This is a genomic window from Pseudomonas sp. NY15437, assembly GCF_048068435.1.
GTDB classification, from domain to species: domain Bacteria; phylum Pseudomonadota; class Gammaproteobacteria; order Pseudomonadales; family Pseudomonadaceae; genus Pseudomonas; species Pseudomonas nitroreducens_B.
On the sequence record NZ_JBLUQC010000002.1, the window covers coordinates 267137 to 284661 of the forward strand.

20 protein-coding genes and 1 riboswitch are annotated in these 17525 nt (G+C 68.1%); of the genes, 5 read left to right on the top strand and 15 right to left on the bottom strand.

Annotated elements, in window-relative coordinates:
* Positions 1-329: 329 nt before the first annotated feature.
* The 9 genes from ACNFIA_RS05360 to ACNFIA_RS05400 all read right to left on the bottom strand — a co-directional run bounded on the left by ACNFIA_RS05360 (position 330) and on the right by ACNFIA_RS05400 (position 8164).
* Positions 330-782, bottom strand: coding sequence for a DUF3237 domain-containing protein (locus ACNFIA_RS05360; RefSeq protein WP_259753365.1), 453 nt, complete (start codon positions 780-782; stop codon positions 330-332).
* A 33-nt stretch (positions 783-815) separates the two neighbouring features.
* Entirely contained in the window at positions 816-1124 is a 309-nt protein-coding gene (locus ACNFIA_RS05365; RefSeq protein WP_416783287.1) for a hypothetical protein, read from the bottom strand.
* A gap of 1 nt (position 1125) precedes the next feature.
* On the bottom strand, positions 1126-1497 hold the full coding sequence (locus ACNFIA_RS05370) for a nuclear transport factor 2 family protein (protein ID WP_259753363.1): 372 nt from the start codon (positions 1495-1497) through the stop codon (positions 1126-1128).
* An 88-nt stretch (positions 1498-1585) separates the two neighbouring features.
* Positions 1586-2410 carry an aldo/keto reductase gene (locus ACNFIA_RS05375; protein WP_416783288.1) on the bottom strand — a complete coding sequence of 275 codons (825 nt, stop codon included), beginning with the start codon at positions 2408-2410 and terminating at the stop codon, positions 1586-1588.
* 101 nt (positions 2411-2511) lie between these two features.
* On the bottom strand, positions 2512-3606 hold the full coding sequence (ddlA, locus tag ACNFIA_RS05380) for a D-alanine--D-alanine ligase (protein WP_416783290.1): 1095 nt from the start codon (positions 3604-3606) through the stop codon (positions 2512-2514).
* A 93-nt stretch (positions 3607-3699) separates the two neighbouring features.
* A complete protein-coding gene (locus ACNFIA_RS05385) occupies positions 3700-4578 on the bottom strand; it encodes an ABC transporter substrate-binding protein (protein WP_416783291.1) in 879 nt (292 codons plus the stop codon).
* A gap of 131 nt (positions 4579-4709) precedes the next feature.
* A complete protein-coding gene (locus ACNFIA_RS05390; protein ID WP_416783293.1) occupies positions 4710-5411 on the bottom strand; it encodes a (2Fe-2S) ferredoxin domain-containing protein in 702 nt (233 codons plus the stop codon).
* Positions 5411-7366: a TonB-dependent receptor plug domain-containing protein gene (locus tag ACNFIA_RS05395; protein ID WP_416783295.1), complete on the bottom strand. Its 1956-nt coding sequence runs from the start codon at positions 7364-7366 to the stop codon at positions 5411-5413. The genes ACNFIA_RS05390 and ACNFIA_RS05395 overlap by 1 nt, the downstream gene beginning before the upstream one ends.
* A gap of 92 nt (positions 7367-7458) precedes the next feature.
* A riboswitch (cobalamin riboswitch) is annotated at positions 7459-7666 on the bottom strand.
* Between the two features lie 69 nt (positions 7667-7735).
* A complete protein-coding gene (locus ACNFIA_RS05400; protein ID WP_416783296.1) occupies positions 7736-8164 on the bottom strand; it encodes a VOC family protein in 429 nt (142 codons plus the stop codon).
* A gap of 161 nt (positions 8165-8325) precedes the next feature.
* Here ACNFIA_RS05400 and ACNFIA_RS05405 point away from each other — a divergent pair, with 161 nt between their 5' ends.
* Complete coding sequence (locus ACNFIA_RS05405; RefSeq protein WP_259753357.1) at positions 8326-8694, top strand: cupin domain-containing protein; 369 nt, start codon at positions 8326-8328, stop codon at positions 8692-8694.
* A gap of 4 nt (positions 8695-8698) precedes the next feature.
* On the opposite strand, the gene ACNFIA_RS05410 is transcribed toward ACNFIA_RS05405, so the two are convergent.
* The 3 genes from ACNFIA_RS05410 to ACNFIA_RS05420 form a co-directional block, all read right to left on the bottom strand.
* Entirely contained in the window at positions 8699-9025 is a 327-nt protein-coding gene (locus ACNFIA_RS05410; protein ID WP_416783298.1) for a helix-turn-helix domain-containing protein, read from the bottom strand.
* Positions 9009-9263 (bottom strand): type II toxin-antitoxin system RelE family toxin, encoded by a 255-nt coding sequence (locus ACNFIA_RS05415; protein WP_416783299.1) that lies wholly within the window; start codon positions 9261-9263, stop codon positions 9009-9011. The genes ACNFIA_RS05410 and ACNFIA_RS05415 overlap by 17 nt, the downstream gene beginning before the upstream one ends.
* A gap of 91 nt (positions 9264-9354) precedes the next feature.
* Positions 9355-10353, bottom strand: a complete 999-nt coding sequence (locus tag ACNFIA_RS05420; RefSeq protein WP_416783301.1) for a GlxA family transcriptional regulator — start codon at positions 10351-10353, stop codon at positions 9355-9357.
* 101 nt (positions 10354-10454) lie between these two features.
* Here ACNFIA_RS05420 and ACNFIA_RS05425 point away from each other — a divergent pair, with 101 nt between their 5' ends.
* From ACNFIA_RS05425 to ACNFIA_RS05440, 4 genes are all read left to right on the top strand, one after another.
* Positions 10455-11003 (top strand): cysteine hydrolase family protein, encoded by a 549-nt coding sequence (locus ACNFIA_RS05425; protein WP_416783303.1) that lies wholly within the window; start codon positions 10455-10457, stop codon positions 11001-11003.
* Between the two features lie 213 nt (positions 11004-11216).
* Positions 11217-11813: a LemA family protein gene (locus ACNFIA_RS05430; RefSeq protein WP_259753352.1), complete on the top strand. Its 597-nt coding sequence runs from the start codon at positions 11217-11219 to the stop codon at positions 11811-11813.
* Between the two features lie 20 nt (positions 11814-11833).
* Complete coding sequence (locus ACNFIA_RS05435) at positions 11834-13744, top strand: M48 family metallopeptidase (RefSeq protein WP_416783305.1); 1911 nt, start codon at positions 11834-11836, stop codon at positions 13742-13744.
* Between the two features lie 467 nt (positions 13745-14211).
* Positions 14212-14586 (top strand): 5-carboxymethyl-2-hydroxymuconate Delta-isomerase, encoded by a 375-nt coding sequence (locus ACNFIA_RS05440; RefSeq protein ID WP_416783306.1) that lies wholly within the window; start codon positions 14212-14214, stop codon positions 14584-14586.
* 55 nt (positions 14587-14641) lie between these two features.
* Here the strand turns inward: ACNFIA_RS05440 and ACNFIA_RS05445 are convergent, their stop codons facing one another.
* The 3 genes from ACNFIA_RS05445 to ACNFIA_RS05455 form a co-directional block, all read right to left on the bottom strand.
* On the bottom strand, positions 14642-16021 hold the full coding sequence (locus ACNFIA_RS05445) for an amino acid permease (protein ID WP_259753349.1): 1380 nt from the start codon (positions 16019-16021) through the stop codon (positions 14642-14644).
* Positions 16022-16345: 324 nt separating this feature from the next.
* On the bottom strand, positions 16346-17023 hold the full coding sequence (locus ACNFIA_RS05450; RefSeq protein ID WP_416783307.1) for a class I SAM-dependent methyltransferase: 678 nt from the start codon (positions 17021-17023) through the stop codon (positions 16346-16348).
* A gap of 221 nt (positions 17024-17244) precedes the next feature.
* On the bottom strand, positions 17245-17502 hold the full coding sequence (locus tag ACNFIA_RS05455; RefSeq protein WP_416783309.1) for a hypothetical protein: 258 nt from the start codon (positions 17500-17502) through the stop codon (positions 17245-17247).
* Positions 17503-17525: the final 23 nt, after the last annotated feature.

Consider the following 17525-nt stretch of genomic DNA (forward strand, 5'->3'; position numbering starts at 1 on the left):
AGCGGTGCGCTCTTCGTAGGACCTAGTCCTTGCTCGCGAACAGCGGTCAACGGCGAAGGACAATGCGAGCGCGGCCGCCTCCCGAAGGCTAAAGATTGTACGAGCGCCACACGCGTGATCGCGGGCATGGCCCGCTCCTACAGGATAGCGAGGTGCCACGTGGTTTCGCGAGCAAGCTCGCTCCTACAGGTTTAGCAGCGGTGCGCTCTCTGTAGGACCGAGGGGGACGCCTAGTCCTTGCTCGCGAACAGCAGGTCGCGGCAGTGGCCTACGCGATCGAAGCAGCCCTGGAGCAGGTGGCACAGTGGGTGACGGCAGGACAGCCCGCGTCAATTGTTCAGCGAGAAGATGCGGTACTCCACCCACCCCGGCCCCAGCCGCCCCTCGCCCACGGCCAGTTGGTGGTTGAGCCAGCGGTAGCGGTCGTCGCCGACCTCGAAGCGCGGCTGGATCATGAAGTAGGTATCGCCGTAGTCCGTGCTGTCGCCCCGCGACACCGCGTGGATGGTCTTCGGATTGGCCACCAGCAGGCCGTTGTGCTGCATGAGGATGCGCGCACCGTCGTCCGTGCGCAGCACCAGGCGCACGTCCAGGTGCCAGCCGCCGTCGCTGTCCACCAGGATCCAGTCGCCGCCGCCGGGCAGCACCTCGCCGCTCAGCCGCTGCCCCTTGAAGGTGCCGCCGCCGGCCGCGGAAATCAGGCGCTGGCCGTGCGGCACGCGACCGATCTCCAGCGGCACGCTGGCCTTCACGTTCATTTCCATCAACGGCTCGAGCTTCATCGCCGGCTCCCGTGCACGGTCGTCGTAGACGCATCAGTAAAGCAGGCGCAACACCGCCCGGCCATTCGCCCAGGCCGCTGGCCCGAAGCGATAGCGCAGCAGCCGGCCCAGGCGGCGCAGGACGTCGCGCCCCCGGTCGTCGAACAGCTTGGCGCGCAGGGCGATGCCCACCTGCCCGGCATGCCCGCTGCGCAGGCGGGCGAAATCGTAGTCGATGCGCACCACGGCCCGCCGGGAGAAACGATCACGCAGCACACTGTCCGGCAGTTCGCTCTCCTTCGCCTTGGCGTAGAGGGTGATCAGCAGGGCTTCCGGCGTACCGCGCCAGGTGATGCGTTCCACGTCATTCGTGCAGGTAGTAGAGCTTGTTGACGATCTGCCAGCCGTTGCCGATGCGCAGCAGGGCCAGGTAGTCGGTGAAGTGCATGCCGAGGAATTCGTCGGTGACCTTGGCCACGGCGCTGTCGCCGGTGATGTCCAGCGACTTCAGTTCCCACGGCGGCGGCGCCCCCTCGGAGGGCGGCGACTCGGCCTTGATCGCGCCGATGAACTCGTCCAGCGAGGCCCACTCCAGCGCGCCATGGTAGTGGCCGATGATCTTGCAGGACGGGTGGAAGGCCAGGCGCAGCCGCGCCTCGTCGCCAAAGGTCATGCCCTCGACATAGTCCGTCAGCACGCGGTTGATGGCGGCGCTCTCCGCCGTGTAGTTGCTCATCGCTGCAGCCCTCCCGGCCGGTGACCATGGGGCAAGGCTAGCACCCTGCCCCGGCCGCGCCCCGGCGAGCGACGACCGGGGCACGCTGTCAGACCATCGCCAGCGGCCGCTTGCGCGTGGGCGGCGGGAAGGCCGCGTCGAGAGCTGCAATATCCTCCGGCGTCAGGCGCACGTGCAGCGCGGCGGCGTTATCGCGGATATGCAGCGGCTCCACGGCCTTGGGAATGGCGATCACGCCCGGCTGGTGGATCAGCCAGGCCAGGGCCACGCGCGCCGGGGTGGCGTCGTGGCGGCCGGCGATCTCCGCCAGCACCGGGTGGCGCAGCAGCTTGCCGCCCTGACCCACCGGGCAGTAGGCCATCAGCGGCATGCGCTGCTCCTGGCACCAGGGCAGCAGGTCCCATTCGATACCGCGTTCCTCCAGGCTGTAGAGCACCTGGCTGGCGGCGCAGGCCGGCTCGCCGAGTTCGTGCAGGTCGTCGAGGTCGAAGTTGGACACGCCCCAGCGCCTGATCTTGCCCGCCTCACGCAGGCGTTCGAAGGCCTCGACGGTTTCCTCCAGCGGATACTGGCCGCGCCAGTGCAGCAGGTAGAGGTCCAGGCAGTCGGTGCCCAGGCGCCGCAGGCTGCGCTCGCAGGCCTCGGGGATGCCGCACCGGCTGGCGTTGTGCGGGTACACCTTGCTGACCAGGAAGACCTGGTCGCGCAGGCCCGCCAGCGCCTCGCCGACCACCTCTTCCGCACCGCCCTCGGCGTACATCTCGGCGGTGTCGATCAGCGTCAGGCCGCGCTGGATGCCGTCGCGCAGGGCAGCGACCTCGCGCTTGCGCTGGGCGCGGTCCTCGCCCATGTGCCAGGTGCCCTGGCCGATGGCGGGAACGGCGGTGCCGTCGGCAAATACCACAGTGTTCATCGCGTGCTCCTTGTTGCGCGTGTAGGGGGACACGGGGCCAGCCACCCGAAACCGGGCAACGGCCCCTCAGGGTAGCGCAGAAGCAGGAGCCGGGTTTGCGATCAGCGGTTGGTCTGCAGGTTCCGGCGGGCGGCGTGGCGCTCGAGGGCCAGGTCGATCAGGCGGCTGACCAGTTCGCTGTAGGTCATCCCGGCGGCCTGCCAGAGCTTGGGATACATGCTGATGCGGGTAAAGCCGGGCAGCGAGTTCAACTCGTTGATCAGCACCTCGCCGCTGTCGGTGAGGAACACATCGACCCGCGCCAGCCCCGAGCACTCCAGGGCGAGGAAGGCTTCCACGGCGAGCTGGCGGATGCGCTCGCTGGCCTCGGCGGGGATATCGGCGGGCACCACGACCTTGGCCGCGTCCTCGTCGATGTATTTGCTGTCGTAGGAATAGAAGCCGCTGCCCACGACGATCTCGCCGCAGCCGCTGGCGATCGGCTGCTCGTTGCCCAGTACCGCGCACTCAATCTCGCGGCCCTTCACGGCGGCCTCCACCAGCACCTTGTCGTCGAAGGCCAGCGCCAGGCGAACCGCTTCGTCGTACTGCGCTTCGTCCTCGACCTTGCTCACACCCACCGAGGAGCCCATGTTCGCCGGTTTGATGAACAGCGGCAGGCCGAGCTTGCGCTGTGCCTCGGCGAAGGGCGTGCGCGCGGCGCTGGCGCGGGTCAGGGTGAGGAAGGGCGTGATGGCGAGGCCGGCGTCGCGCAGCAGGCGCTTGCTCACGTCCTTGTCCATGCAGATGGCCGAGCCCAGCACGTCGGAGCCGACGAAGGGGATGTCGGCCATGCGCAACAGGCCCTGCAGGCAGCCGTCCTCGCCCTGGGTGCCGTGAACGATGGGGAAGATCACATCGACATGGTCGAGCAACTGGCGGCTGCCGGTTTCCACCAGCTGCTGCTCGGCCTTGCCCGGCACCACGGCCAGCTCGCGGTTGGAGCGGTTGAGGGCGATCAGCGCCGGGTTCTCCTGGTTGAGCAGGTAGTCGGAGGCATCGTTGAGGTGCCAGCGGCCTTCCTTGTCGATGCCGATCAGCACCGGTTCGAAACGCTCGCGGTCCAGCGCGTCGACGATGTTTTTCGCCGATTGCAGGGACACCTCGTGCTCCGCCGAACGCCCACCGAAAATCACCCCAACGCGCACCTTGCCCATGACAGCCTCCACCTGATCGATGGGCGCTTTCTAACACGCGCACCGGCGCTTGGGTAGGAACAGTGAGCGGCGAACAGACGAGCCGCGCCGCCCTCAGAAACCGTTCAACGCCTGCGCCAGTTCGCGGGCGGCCTGGCCGCTGTGCACGCCGGGGAACAGGTGGGTGAAGGGCAAGGCCACGAAGCGACCCTCGCGCACCGCGCGCAGGCGCGAGAGCAGCGGGTCGGCACGCAGCGTGCGGATCTTCTGCGCAGCCGTGGACCAGCTCGCGTCGGCCAGCAGGATGACGTCCGGGTCGCGCGCCAGCAGTTGTTCGGTATTGGCGGTGAAGCTGCCCAGGTCGACGTCCTCGAACAGGTTGCGGGCGCCGGCGGCCTGCAGCAGCTGGGTGACGACACCACGCCGCCCCTGGCTGGCCAGCCCGTTGCTGGCGCTGTCGAGGTAGAAGACGTCCAGCGGCTGCCGGCCGGCGGAAAGGCGCTGGGCGTCGGCCAGTTCGGCGCGTTGCCGGCGGATCAGTTCCTGCGCTCGTTGTGGCTCGTCGAGCAGCTTGCCCAAGGTGCTCAGGTCCGTCTCGACGCCCGCGAACAGATCGTCCTGCCAGGCACCGCACCCGGCCTCCAGCAGGTAGCTGGCGACGCCGTGGCCGGCCAGTTCCCGGCGGGACAGGTTGCCCAGCCGGAACGCCGAGGCGAAGCCGGCCACCACCAGGTCCGGGCGCTGCGCGTACACCGCTTCGGCCGAGGGATACAACCGCGCCAGCAGCGGTACGCCGCGATAATGGCCGTCGCTGACGTCCAGGTCGTCATCGATGTACGCCACGCCGATCAGTCGCTTTCCGGCGCCCAGCGCCAGCAGCAAATCGGCGGCGTGCTGGTTGAGGGCGAGGATGCGCTGCGGCGGGTGATCGAGCTGCCAGGTCTGGGCGCAGTTGCGGTAGTCCTGTGCGGCGGCCGTCGTCGTGGCAAGCACGAGCGCGAGCAGCAGCGCCCCCTGTAGGAGCGGGCCACGCCCGCGATCGCGCGCATGGCGCGCTCCTACCGTCGAGCCACCGTGCATCAAGCGGTTCGCGAGCAAGCTTGCTCCTACCAAGAGCAGGCGCCTCATGGCTCGTCCACCCGCAGCTCCGCCACGGGCACGCCATCGCGCAGGTGCTCGACCACCACCCGGCACACCTGCTCGTCGCTGCGCAGGCCATACCAGACCCGCTCGGGATACACCGTCAGCAGCGGCCCTCGATTGCACGGGAACTGGCAGCCGGTACGGGTCAGCAAGGCGCCCTCGGCATTCTCGTACAGATCGAGGCGGATCAGCTCGCGGCGCAGGGTCTTCCACAGTGGCAGCGCACCGCGGCGCACGCAGCGCGGCCCGGTGCAGAGGAACAGATGACGGCGGTGCGGCGGCGGCGCCCACCAGTCCGGCTGCGCGGGCACGGCGCCGACGTCCCGGCACTCCAGTTGCTGCGCCGGGTCCTCGATTGCCGCCAGCACCGCCGCCGCTTCCAGCCCGCGCCGGCCCAGGGCCGAGGCGGTGACGTTCGCCACCGGCGCCTGCGGATAATGCGCCTGCAGCGCCGCCACTTCGGCGCGCAGCCAGTCGAGGTAGGCGCCATCAGCGCTCGGCTCGAGGTCCACCAGCAGCACGTCCCGACGCTCGGCAAACCCCGCGCGCAGGCGCGCCCACAGCCCTTCGAAACCGTCGCCGGTGTCGACGCACTCGACATCGGCCAGACGCATCGACACCTCGCGGAGCAGGCGCTCGCCCTGGGCGCCGGCCAGCGGGCCGACCAACAGGATGGCCTTCATCAGAAGCTGAAGGTGTAGCGCAGCTCGGCCGTGCGCGGCCGGCCGAGATTGTCCACCTGGCGGAGGCCGTTGCTGGTGCGGCCGGTGGCGTAGTCGCGGTCCAGCAGGTTCTCCAGCAGCAGGCTCAGGCGGTGTGCGCGGGCGGCATCGAGGTAGCGGTAGGCGTCGCCGTCGAGCACCGTGTAGTGGCCGTAGTCATCCCCCTGGGCGCTGACGATGGCGCCGACATAGCGGGTGGCAAGCCCCGCCCCCCACTGGCTGTCGTCGTAGCCCAGGCGCAGGCGGGCGAAGAACTGCGGGATGTTGTTCACCGCCACGCCCTCGCGGCTGTCCACCAGGTTGCGCGTGGCGTCGGCCCAGAGCTGCCAGCGCCGACCGAGCTGCCACTGGCCGCTGGCTTCGGCCCCGCGCACGGTGATCTCGCCGTTGCCGTTCACCCACTGGTCGCCGGCGAGGGTGATGAGGTCGGTGATCTCGCGGCGGAACAGCGTGACGCTGCCGCTCCACGGCTGGTCGAACAGCTCGCCGGTGTAGTCCAGGCCCAGCTCGGCGTTGCGGCTGCGCTCGGGCTTGAGGTCGCGGTTGCCGACTTCCTCGCCCGGTTCGTTGACGAACAGCTGCTCGGCGGTGGGCAGCTTGAAGGCGGTGCCGAACTGGCCGCGCAGCTTCAGCTGCCGGGTGAGGTCATAGAGCGAGGTGAGCATCCACACGGTGGCGCCCTCGCCGCCGGCGATCTCCTCGCGGCGCACCCCCAGGCTCGGGTGCCAGTCGGGCAGCGCCTCGATGTTCGGCCGCAGCTGGGCATAGAGCGCGTGGGACTCGGCCTGCTGGTTGTCGATGATCAGCACATCGTCCTGGCCCTTGTACCACTGGTTGTCATTGCCCAGGACCAGTTCGTGGGCGCCCGCCAGGGTCGCCTTGCCTTCGACCTGCGCGCCCCAGTCGGTGAAGCCCCAGTAGTCGTTGTGGTTGAGCACCTGGGTGCCGCCGCCCTGCAGGTTGTAGACGCGGTCGTAACGGGTGTCCCAGTCGTTGAGGTGGGTCTTGGCGAACCAGCTGAAGTCGTCGCCGACGCTCTGCTGGAAGGTCGCCGTGGCGATCTGCTGCACGCGGTTGTTGCGGGTGTGGCGGTTGGCGGTGGGCCGGGCGAAATCCAGCGCGGCGTCGGCGTACTGGTAGAACAGCTCCAGGCGCGAGGCCTCGCCGATGGTCTGGATGGCCTTGGCGCCGAACACGTTGACGTCGTAGGAGCGGCGCTTGTCGCTCAGCGTGTCGGTCATGTCGCGGTCGCGGTACGGCTGGTAGCCGTCGGAGCGGTTGTGGCTGACGTAGGCCATCAGCCCGAGGTCGCCCAGGCCGGTCTGCACGATCTGCTCGGCGCGGGCATCGCCGCTGCGGCCCTTGAAGGTGTCCAGGCCGAGGTTCACTTCCCCGGATGCCACGCGGCTGCGCGCGCTGCGGGTGACGATGTTGATCACCCCGGATACCGCCTGCGTGCCGAACAGCAAGCCCTGGCCGCCCTTGAGCACCTCGATGCGCTCCACCGCGGTGGTCGGCAGGGTATCGAGGTAGATGCCGCCGTAGAGGCGGTTGTTCAGGCGCACACCGTCCAGCAGGATCAGCGTGTCGTCGTTGCGTCCGCCCAGCAGCGAGTAGGTGCCGTAGTCGAACGGGCCGTTCTTCGGCGCGACGAACAGGCCGGGCACATACATCTGCAGCACGCGGGTGATGTCGGCGCCGGGGCCGCCGCGTTCGATCTGCTGGCGGTCGATGACCTCCAGCCGGCTGCCGTAGCGGGCCATGTCGGCCACCGTGGTGGATTCCACGGAAGGGCCGCTGACGACTTCGTCGGCCAGGTCCAGTGGCGCCGCCGCGAGCGGCGAGCCGAGCGTGCAGAGGAACAGAACGGGACTCCAGCGCAGCGCGCGCCGGTTCAGGTCAGGAGAGTGTTGCAAGGTTATCGCCTCGAAATCGGGATTTCGCAGGCGGCGCAGCGAGGCCCGGAACGAGCGCGCCCGGGGACCGGCTCACGCCCGCCCACCGCGGGTTTGCCAAACAGGTTCCAGGCCGGTCTCCGGGCTTGCGAGGGTCGTGGAACATCCGCCTTCCCATGCCTGAGCACAGTGGCCTCGTGGATGCTCCGCTCGCTTACCGTTGCGGGGGCAGCGCCGGACTGATCGCACGAAGGCGACGCACCGGCTTCCCGTTTCACCCCACGCACGGCGGCGGGGGGCACCTGAAACGGGAGGCATCTGAACATCGGCTGGCGGAAAGCGTCAAGCGCGGGGGTTGGGCAGGATGTTGCAGGCGCGGCGCGGGCGCCCTCAGTGCCAGGGATCGTAGGTGCCGAAGCTCCAGATGTGCCCTTCCGGGTCGCGGCAGGTGAAGCCCTGGCCGCCGTAGTCCTCGTCCTTGATGTCGATGACGATCTGCGCGCCGGCGTCGACGGCCGCGCGATACACGACTTCGGCGTCTTTCACCACCACGTAGATGCTCTGGGTGCAGCCGCCGATCTCGTCGGGCTGGCGCATCAGCCGGCCGTATTCGTTGTCGTGCAGCGAGCCGAGCATCACCAGCCCGCCGCCGTCGGCCAGGGCCAACTGCGCATGGGCGATACCGCCGTGGTCATCGGCGACCACCAGTTGCCGCTGGAAGCCGAACGTGGCGCACAGCCAGTCGATGGCCTGGGGCGCATCGCGGTAGCGCAGGCAGGGAATGACGCTGGGGCGGGTAACGGGAACAGGTGTGGACATGGCGATCTCCGAGCAGCAACGAGCGCAATGCTCTGAGCATAGTCGCGCGCCTTTCCCCGCCCAGCCCGCCGCCGCGACCGACAGCCAAGCGCAAGTTCCTGCAAGACGGCTCGCCCGACGGGTCGTAGTGTCGGCAGACCGATTTCAAGGAGCAACACACCGTGACCCAACGCCAACCGATCAACCTGCAGGACAAGCTCGGCCGCATCACTGACACCTGGCAGCCGCGGGTGATCGCCGAGATGAACGACTACCAGTTCAAGGTCGTGAAGCTGCACGGCGACTTCGTCTGGCACAGCCACGCCGACACCGACGAAACCTTCATCGTGCTCGACGGCGAGTTGCGCATCGACTTCCGCGATGGCCCGCTGACCCTGCGCGCCGGCGAGCTGTACGTGGTGCCGCGCGGCGTGGAACACAAACCCTATGCCGAGCACGAAGTGCAGGTGATGCTCATCGAACCGCGCGGCGTGCTGAACACCGGCGACCAGGGCGGCGAACGCACGGCGGAGAATGATCGCTGGATCTGACCGCTCAGAGATCCAGCAGGTCGGCGTGAATCCCCAGCGCCTTCGCGACCTTTTCCCGCGTCGGTTTGCGCGGCCGGGTCGCGGCTTCCTGCTGGGCATAGGCGGGCTGGCTGACGCCCATTCGCCTGGCGACTTCCGTCTGGGTCAGCCCCAGGTGCCTGCGCCAGGCGCCAATGGCGCTCAGCCCCTCCCGGACCATGAAACCCACCACCTCGTTGGGCACCAGGTCCTCCTTCGGGTGGCTGGCGATGTACTCCGCGTAGGGGATGACCACGAAGGCCGGCACACCGTCCGGTCCGTTGATGATCTGCACGTTAGTACGTGTGCTCATCGCGCTTGCTGACCTCTTCGATATTCACGATGCGGATGGCGCCATCCCAGTCGAACAGCACCCGGTAGTTGCCCACCCGCAGGCGGTAGCCATAGGCGTGCTTGACCAGTCTCTTGACGTTCTGGACGTCAGGCATTCGCGCCAGCGTCTGCACGGCGTCGTAGATCACCGGCTGGTCCGCCTTGTTGAGGCGGCCGAGCTGCTTTACGGCCTTACGGGTCCAGTGGATGCGGTTCATGACGGCCTCGCTGGGGAGGCGGTCAATATAAGCATCCTTATAAGGATATTAGCGCGACTTCAGCGACAGTGGGATCGCGTTCTCACCGTGCTCAGCTGCGGACCGGGAGCTCGCCCGCCTTGGCCCCGAAGCGCTTGCGGTAGTCGCTCGGCGCCATGCCGGTGATCTTGCGGAAGATGCTGCGGAACGAGCCCGGGTCGAGATAGCCCACCGTGTAGGCGATGTGGTCCACCGTGCCGTTGGTGAACTCCAGCAGCTCGCGCGCCTTGCCCACCCGCAGGTGCTGGCAGTACTCGGTGGGCTTGAGCCCGGTAGCGGCGCGGAAGCGGCGCAGGAAGGTGCGCTCTTCCAGCCCGGCCTGGGCGGCCATGGCGGCGAGGCTGACGTCCACCGCGCCATTGCCCTGCAGCCAGTGCTGCACCTTGAGGATCGCGGCGTCGCCATGGCCCAGCAGCGGCGCGAAGTTGCTGCCGCATTGCTGGGCGCTGTCGCTGTGTTCCACCACCAGGAAGCGTGCCGTGCGGTTGGCAATGCTCGGCCCGAGCAGGCGGTCGACGATGCGCAGGCCCAGCTCCGACCAGGCCATCAGCCCGGCGGAGGTGATCAGGTCGCCGTCGTCCACCATCGGCTTGTGCGTCTCAAGGCGCACGCGCGGAAAGCGCTTGGCGAAGGAGTCGGCGCCGCTCCAGTGGGCGGTGGCGCTGCGCCCGTCGAGCAGCCCGGCCTCCGCCACCAGCAGGCCGCCGATGCACACCGAGCCGACGATGGCGCCCTCGCCGTGGCGCGCGGCCAGCCAGTCGGTGAGGTTGCGCAGCGGCGTGGCGTCCGGCAGGCCGAACAGCGACGGCGGGACGATCACGGCAACCAGGGGGCTGTGCGCGCTGGGATGCGTGTCGAACACGCGCCGCGGCTCGCCGCCGTCCTCGCCGGACCAGTGGCTGACCCGCAGCGCCGGCAGTTGTTGCGCGGCCTCTTCGCTGGCGATGCGCTCGGCCACCGCGAACAGGTCGGTGAGCCCATGCAGCGCCGCCGTCTGCACGCCGGGATAGAGCAGCAACCCGATCTCGACGACGCTTCGTTCCACAGCCATTGTCAGTTTTCCCCCGGTTATTGTCGTTCCGACTGATCCCCGCGCGGCGCACGGCGAACCATACTGGCTCCACGTCCTCCCCCTCACGAAAGGAACCTGAAATGGCCAAGCAAGCGCTCATCCTAGTGGATATCCAGAACGACTACTTCCCTTCCGGCAAGTGGCCGCTGGTGGGCATCGAGGCCGCCGCCGACCAGGCCGCCAAGGTGCTGGCCGCGTTCCGCGAGCGCGGTGACCTGGTGGTGCACGTGCGCCACGAATTCGACAGCGCCGACGCACCGTTCTTCGCCCCCGGCAGCGACGGCGCGAAGATCCACGGCAAGGTGGCCAATCTGCCCGGCGAGCCGGTGGTGCTCAAGCACTTCGTCAATTCCTTCCGCGATACCGAGCTGAAGGCCCTCCTCGACCAGCACGGCGTCGAGTCGCTGGTGGTGGTCGGCCACATGAGCCACATGTGCGTGGACGGCGCGGTGCGCGCCGCCGCCGACTTCGGCTACCCGGTGACCGTGCTGCACGACGCCTGTGCCACCCTGGACCTGGAGTTCAATGGCGTGAAGGTGCCGGCAGCCCAGGTCCACGCGGCCTACATGGCGTCGCTGGCATTCGCCTATACCGAGGTGGTGTCCACCGCCGAGTACCTGGACCGCTGATTCGGGGCGCTCCCACAAGGAAATCTGACGCTGGGCAGTACCTGTAGGAGCGAGCTTGCTCGCGAACCGCTTGATGCCGAAGGTGCCTGGCGGGTTCGCGAGCAAGCTCGCTCCTACAACAGGGGCAGCCCTGCGCATCCGGTAACGAGGAGTCCCGTTTTGCTGGCTTTCCGCTATGATCGACGCTCATTCGCCTGTCGATAAGGACATCCCATGAGCGTTTCCTCGATCATCACCCTCGCCATCATCGCTGGCGTGATCTTCCTGCTGATCAGCGTGTTCAACCGCCTGGTCGCCCTGCGCAACCGCTACCAGAACGCCTTCGCGCAGATCGAGGTACAGCTCAAGCGTCGCTACGACCTGATCCCCAACCTGGTGGAAACCGCCAAGGCCTACCTCAAGCACGAGCGCGAAACCCTGGAAGCGGTGATCGCCGCGCGCAACGCGGCGGTGGCCGGCCTGAAGGCTGCCTCCGAGCAACCCGGCGACGCCGGCCGCATGGCGCAACTGGCCGCCGCCGAGAACGCCCTGGGCGGCGCCATGGGCCGCCTGAACGTGACCCTGGAAGCCTACCCGGACCTCAAGGCCTCGCAGAACCTGCAGCAGGTCAGCGAGGAACTGTCGAGCACCGAGAACAAGGTGGCCTTCGCCCGCCAGGCCTACAACGACGCGGTGATGGAGTACAACACCTACCGCCAGTCGTTCCCCGCCAACTTCCTCGCCGCCACCTATGGCCACAGCAAGGACGCCAGCCTGCTGCAGTTCGAGGACAGCAAGGACATCCAGGCCGCGCCGAAAGTCGCCTTCTGATCCCCGGCGCAGGACGCGCGATGAACTTCTTCGAACACCAGGACCGCGCCCGCAAGCAGACCGGGCGCCTGGTCGTGCTCCTCAGCGTCGCGGTGGTCTGCCTGGTCACCATCACCAGCTTCGCCCTGGGCTGGCTCTGGCGGCATTTGGGCGAGCCGGCGCTGCACCTCACCTCGCCCGCCTCCCTGCCCGACCCGGAGCTGTACCTGTCGGTGGCCGCCGTGATCGTCGGCGTGGTCGTGCTCGGCGCGCTGTACAAGCAGGTGCAACTGAGCGCCGGCGGCAAGGTGGTGGCCGAGAGCCTGGGCGGTCGCCTGCTCAACCTCAGCGCCAGCAACGCCGACGAGCGCCGCCTGCTCAACGTCGTCGAGGAAATGGCCCTGGCCTCCGGCTCGCCGGTACCGCCGGTGTACGTGCTGGAAGACGGCTCGATCAACGCCTTCGCCGCCGGTCTGACCCCGCGCGACGCGGTGATCGGCATCACCCGCGGCGCCATCGAGCAGCTCGAGCGCCATGAGCTGCAAGGCGTGATCGCCCACGAATTCAGCCACATCCACCACGGCGACATGCTGCTCAACACGCGACTGACCGCCCTGCTGCACGGCATGCTCCTGCTCGGGTTGATCGGCGGCATGCTGCTGCGCGGCTGGAGCGAGACCAGCAGCGGCGTGCGCATCAGCACCCGCAGTAGCAGCAACGACAAGAACGGCGGTGGCAGCGTGGTGCTGCTGGTGATCGGCGCCGGCGTGGTGCTCTACGTGCTGGGCTATGTCGGCACCTTCTTCGGCCACCTGATCAAGGCCTCGGTGAGCCGCCAGCGCGAGTACCTGGCCGACGCCTCGGCGGTGCAGTTCACCCGCGATCCCTCGACCATCGCCGGCGCGCTCAAGAAGATCGGCGGCAACCCGCTGGGCGCCCTGCTCAGCGCGCCGCGCGCGGCCGAGTTCAGCCATATGTACTTCGGTGACGGCGTGGGCAGCAGTTGGTTCGACACCCACCCGCCACTGAAGGATCGCATCCGCCGCGTCGACCCGGGCTGGGACGGCCGCTACCCGAAATTCGAGCCGCGCCTGGACGTGGCCCTGATGAACAAGGACGCCTGGACCGCCGCCGTTACCGGCCAGCCTTACCAGCCCGGCGCCGTGGACGTGGCGGTGGCGGCCGTGGGCGCGCCGACGGCCGCTCACCTGCTGGAAGCGCGCCACACCCTGCAGCGCCTGGACGAACGCCTGCAACGCGCCGCCCATGACAGCGAGGGCGCCCAGGCGCTGATCTACGGCCTGCTGCTGGACAGCGAACCCGGCCTGCGCGCGCGCCAGCTCGAAGAGGTCAGGAAGCGCCTGGACCTGAGCCTGGCGCTGCAACTGGACCTGCTGGAAGAGTCGCTGCTGCGCCTCGACCCTGGCCAGCGCCTGCCGCTGCTGGACCTGGCGATGCCGGCACTCAAGCAACTGGACGCCCAGGCCTTCCTCGCCCTGCGCGAGAACATGGCGCTGCTGATCAAGCTGGACGGCAAGGTGAAGCTGCTGGAGTGGACCCTCTTGCGCATCATCGAACGCAACCTGCGGCCGGGCAGCGGCAAGATCGGCCATGTGGCGCTGGCGGAGCTTGGCGAAGAGTCCGCGACGCTGCTGGCCTTCCTCGCTCGCGTCGGTGAAACCAGCGATGTGGAAACCGCCCAGGCCTTCGCCGATGCCTGGAGCGGCCTGCCCTTCCCGCCTCGCCCCTTGCCGGCGGCGGGCAGCCTGCGTGACCTGGAAGGCGCGCTGAAAAAGCTGGAGCAACTGCGCCCGCTGCAGAAGCCGCAGCTGCTCAAGTCGCTGGCGCGCTGCATCGAGCACGACGGCCGCATCAACGCCGGCGAGGCCGAACTGATGCGCGCGGTGGCGGATATCCTCGACTGCCCGATGCCGCCGTTGCTGGCGGGCTGATTCGCCCCCTGCAGGAGCGCGCCATGCGCGCGGTCGCGGGCATGGCCCGCTCCTACAGGGAAGTTCCGTGCCATGCGGTTCGCGAGCAAGCTCGCTCCTACAAAAAGCGAATGCGCCGCTCTGACTCTGAAGGCTTCCAGAGAAATCTCCGCGCACGCCGAAAGCCCCGTTCAGCGCGTAGGGCGAATAACCCGCTACGGGTTATCCGCCGATGCCCGGACGGCGTATAACGCTGGCGCGTTATACGCCCTACGAAGGGCCGCGGGAGGCAACGGCATTCCCCTGCAGGAGCGGATTCATCCGCGATGGATTTCGCGGACAAGGTCCGCTCCTACGCACCGGAGTCCGGCTGTAGGAGCGAGCTTGCTCGCGAACCGCATGGCAGCGGCGCCTACGTAGTCACCCGCATATCCGTCATGCGCCCTTCCCCCTAGCATGGCTGGCCTCATGAAGACTGGACGCTCACCATGCCTCACATCGCCATCGACTACACCGCCAATCTCGCCGACGACCTCGCACCGCTGGCCCTGGCACAGAAGCTCCACGACGCCGCGCGGACCCTGGGGGTGTTTCCCCTCAACGGCCTGCGCACCTTCGCCCGCGCCGTCGAGGAGTTCCAGGTCGGCGCCAACACGCAGGATGAAGCCTTTATCAATATCCAGATCCGTATCGCCCCCGGCCGCCCGGAGGAGCTGCGCCAGCGCATCGTCGACACGCTGTTCGCCATGGCCGAGCAGACCCTCGCCGCGCTCATGGAAAAGCGCCCCCTCGGCCTGCAGCTGGAGATCACCGAGTTCGAGCGCCGCCTGACCCGCATGGCCAGCAGCCTGCCCGCGGCATGACCCACCAACGAAAAAGGGCCTCCGAAGAGGCCCTTTGGTCAGTCGCGCGACCGCATCAAGCGCGGCTGGCAACGCTGCCCTGCTCTTTGGGGGCAAGGTTCAGCGCGTAGTACAGCACCGTCAGCAGCACCAGGAAGGCCGGGCCGATGTACAGCGCGATGCGGGTGTCCTCGAAGAAGGCCATCAGCACCACCACCAGCACCAGGAAGGCCATGGCGAGGTAGGAGCTGACCGGGTACAGCCACATTCTGAACTGCAGCTTGCCGGCTTCGGCGGCGGAGAGGCCGCGGCGGAACTTCAGCTGCGCCAGCAGGATCATCGCCCAGGTCCAGATCGCACCGAAGGTGGCGATGGAGGTCACCCAGGTGAACACCTTCTCGGGCACGAGATAGTTCAGCAGCACGCCCAGCAGCAGCGCGAAGATCGACAGCAGCAGCGCATTGCGCGGCACGCCGCCCTTGGAGGTCTTGGCGAACACCGCCGGCGCCTGGCCGTGCTGGGCGAGGCTGTAGAGCATGCGCCCGGTGCTGAAGATGCCGCCGTTGCAGGACGACAGCGCGGCGGTGATCACCACGAAGTTGATGATGCCGGCGGCGGTCTTGATGCCCATGCGCTCGAAGGTCATCACGAAGGGGCTGCCCTGGGTGCCGATCTCGTTCCACGGGTAGATGGACATGATCACGAACAGCGCGCCCACGTAGAACAGCAGGATGCGCCAGAACACCGAGTTGATGGCGCCGGGAATGGTCTTCTGCGGGTTCTTCGCTTCGCCGGCGGTGAGGCCGATCATCTCCACGCCCAGGTAGGCGAACATCACCATCTGCAGCGACATCAGCACGCCGGTGATGCCGTGGGGCATGAAGCCACCGTTGCTCCAGAGGTTGGAGATACCGGTGGCGATGCCGCCGTTGCCCAGGCCGAAGACGATCATCCCGCCGCCCACCAGGATCATGGCGACGATGGTGACGATCTTGATCAGGGCGAACCAGAACTCGAACTCACCGAAGGCGCGCACGGCGATCAGGTTGATGGTGCCCATGCTCGCCAGCGCGGCCAGCGCCCAGATCCAGCGCGGCACGTCGGGGAACCAGATGCCCATGTAGATGGCCACCGCGGTGATCTCCGCGACGCAGGTCACCAGCCAGAGGAACCAGTAGTTCCAGCCGGTCAGGTAGCCGGCCAGCGGGCCGAGGTAGTCCTGGGCGTAGCGGGCGAAGGAGCCGGCGACGGGATTGTGCACGGCCATCTCGCCCAGGGCGCGCATGATCACCAGGATGGCGAGACCGCCGATGATGTAGGAGAGCATGATGGCCGGGCCGGCCATCTGGATGGCCTTGGCGGAGCCGAGAAACAGGCCGACGCCGATGCAGGCGCCCAGGGCCATGAGACGGATGTGCCGCTCGTTGAGATCCCTTTGGAGATCGTGGGACGACATGGTGATGCAACCTCGTTTTGTTCTTGGGAGTAATCAGCCGCGGACTCGCAGTGCAGTCGGGATGCGGAAGCACCGGAAAAGCTTCGCCACCGCGCAGGAGGGCACGGGGGAGCAGTGTCTGGCAGTTCCAGGACGGCACACCGGAAGAGGCTGCCCGCTCTTGTGAAGCGGACGTGGGCATTGCGGGAGGACCACGGCTGAGGTCGCGGGCGAGTGTTACATAACTGCGTAGGAAACGTCTGCACCACCAAGGTGCAATGTGACCAAAGGGATAGCGGCGTTTCGCCACATCTGCCTCCCTCGTCAGGGCCGGTGTAGAGCGGCTCAGCCCACCACGGGCTGCAGCTCCAGCAGCAGCGAGCAGGGCTGGCCGGTCTCCGGATGACGCGGTTCGCGCAGCTGCCGCAAGCGCCAGCCGCTGGCGGCCAGCAGCGCCAGCCAGGACTCCAGGGTGCGGAAGTACCAGGGCATGGGTGCGCTGAAGTCGCCACCGAAGGTGGTGAAGGTTTCCAGCCGCCAGCCATCGGCATAGGGCTCGTCGCCGCCGGCGGTCCAGGGATGCACGGTCTGGATCAGCAGCCGCCCGCCAGGGACGAGCCGGTCGCGCAGCGCACCGAGCAGTGGCGCGGGATGGTCGTCGAGCAGGGCGAAGTTGCAGACCAGCGCGTCGAACTGGCCGAGGGTGGCGCCCGACGCGACCAGCGCCGCGTAATCCATCACCTCGAAGCGCGCGCCACCCGCCGCCCGCGCCGCGTCGATCAAGGGCGCCGAGGCATCCACGCCAACGCACTGGCGACCCTGCCCTGCCAGTGCGCGGCACAACCAGCCTTCACCGCAGCCGATGTCGAGCACCCGCTGCGCCGGGCCATCGGCGATGGCGCCGAGGATCGCCGCATCCGTCACCAGCCGCCGGCTCTCGATACGCTGCTCGCGCACGGCACGGGTCCAGGCCGCGGCGTTGGTTTGCCAGCTGTGGCGGATTCGGGCGGCGTGGTCGGTCATGGTCGGCTCCGTGCGTGGGGGATGCGATCGCGGATGAATCCGCTCCTGCAAAGTCGAAAAGCCCCTCACCCTAACCCTCTCCCGCAAGCGGGAGAGGGAACCGTCCGGTGCAGGATGAAACCACAGAATCAGCCGGCACAATCTGCCCCCTCTCCCTCAGGGAGAGGGCGGGGGTGAGGGTAGACAAGCTGCACACCTCGTCCCGGCAGAAAAAGCCGGACCTACCGCCCCTTCAACACCTTCGGCACCGCCAACCCCTTGGGCGGCGGGGTCTGCGGCAGTGCCTGGCGGCAGCCGGCGTCGCGGAACGGTCCGCCGACTTTCTGCCAGCCATTGCCCGGCGACGTCTGCTGGCAGGTGAAGGCGCCATCGACCTTGCTCTGCCAGCGGTAGAACGGCATCGGCGCCGCCTGGGCGCTCAAGGACGCCAGCAACAGCGCGGCCAGGGGCAGACGGCAAGGCAGAAAAGGCGAACGCATGGGCAAGGGTTCCTGTCGAAGTT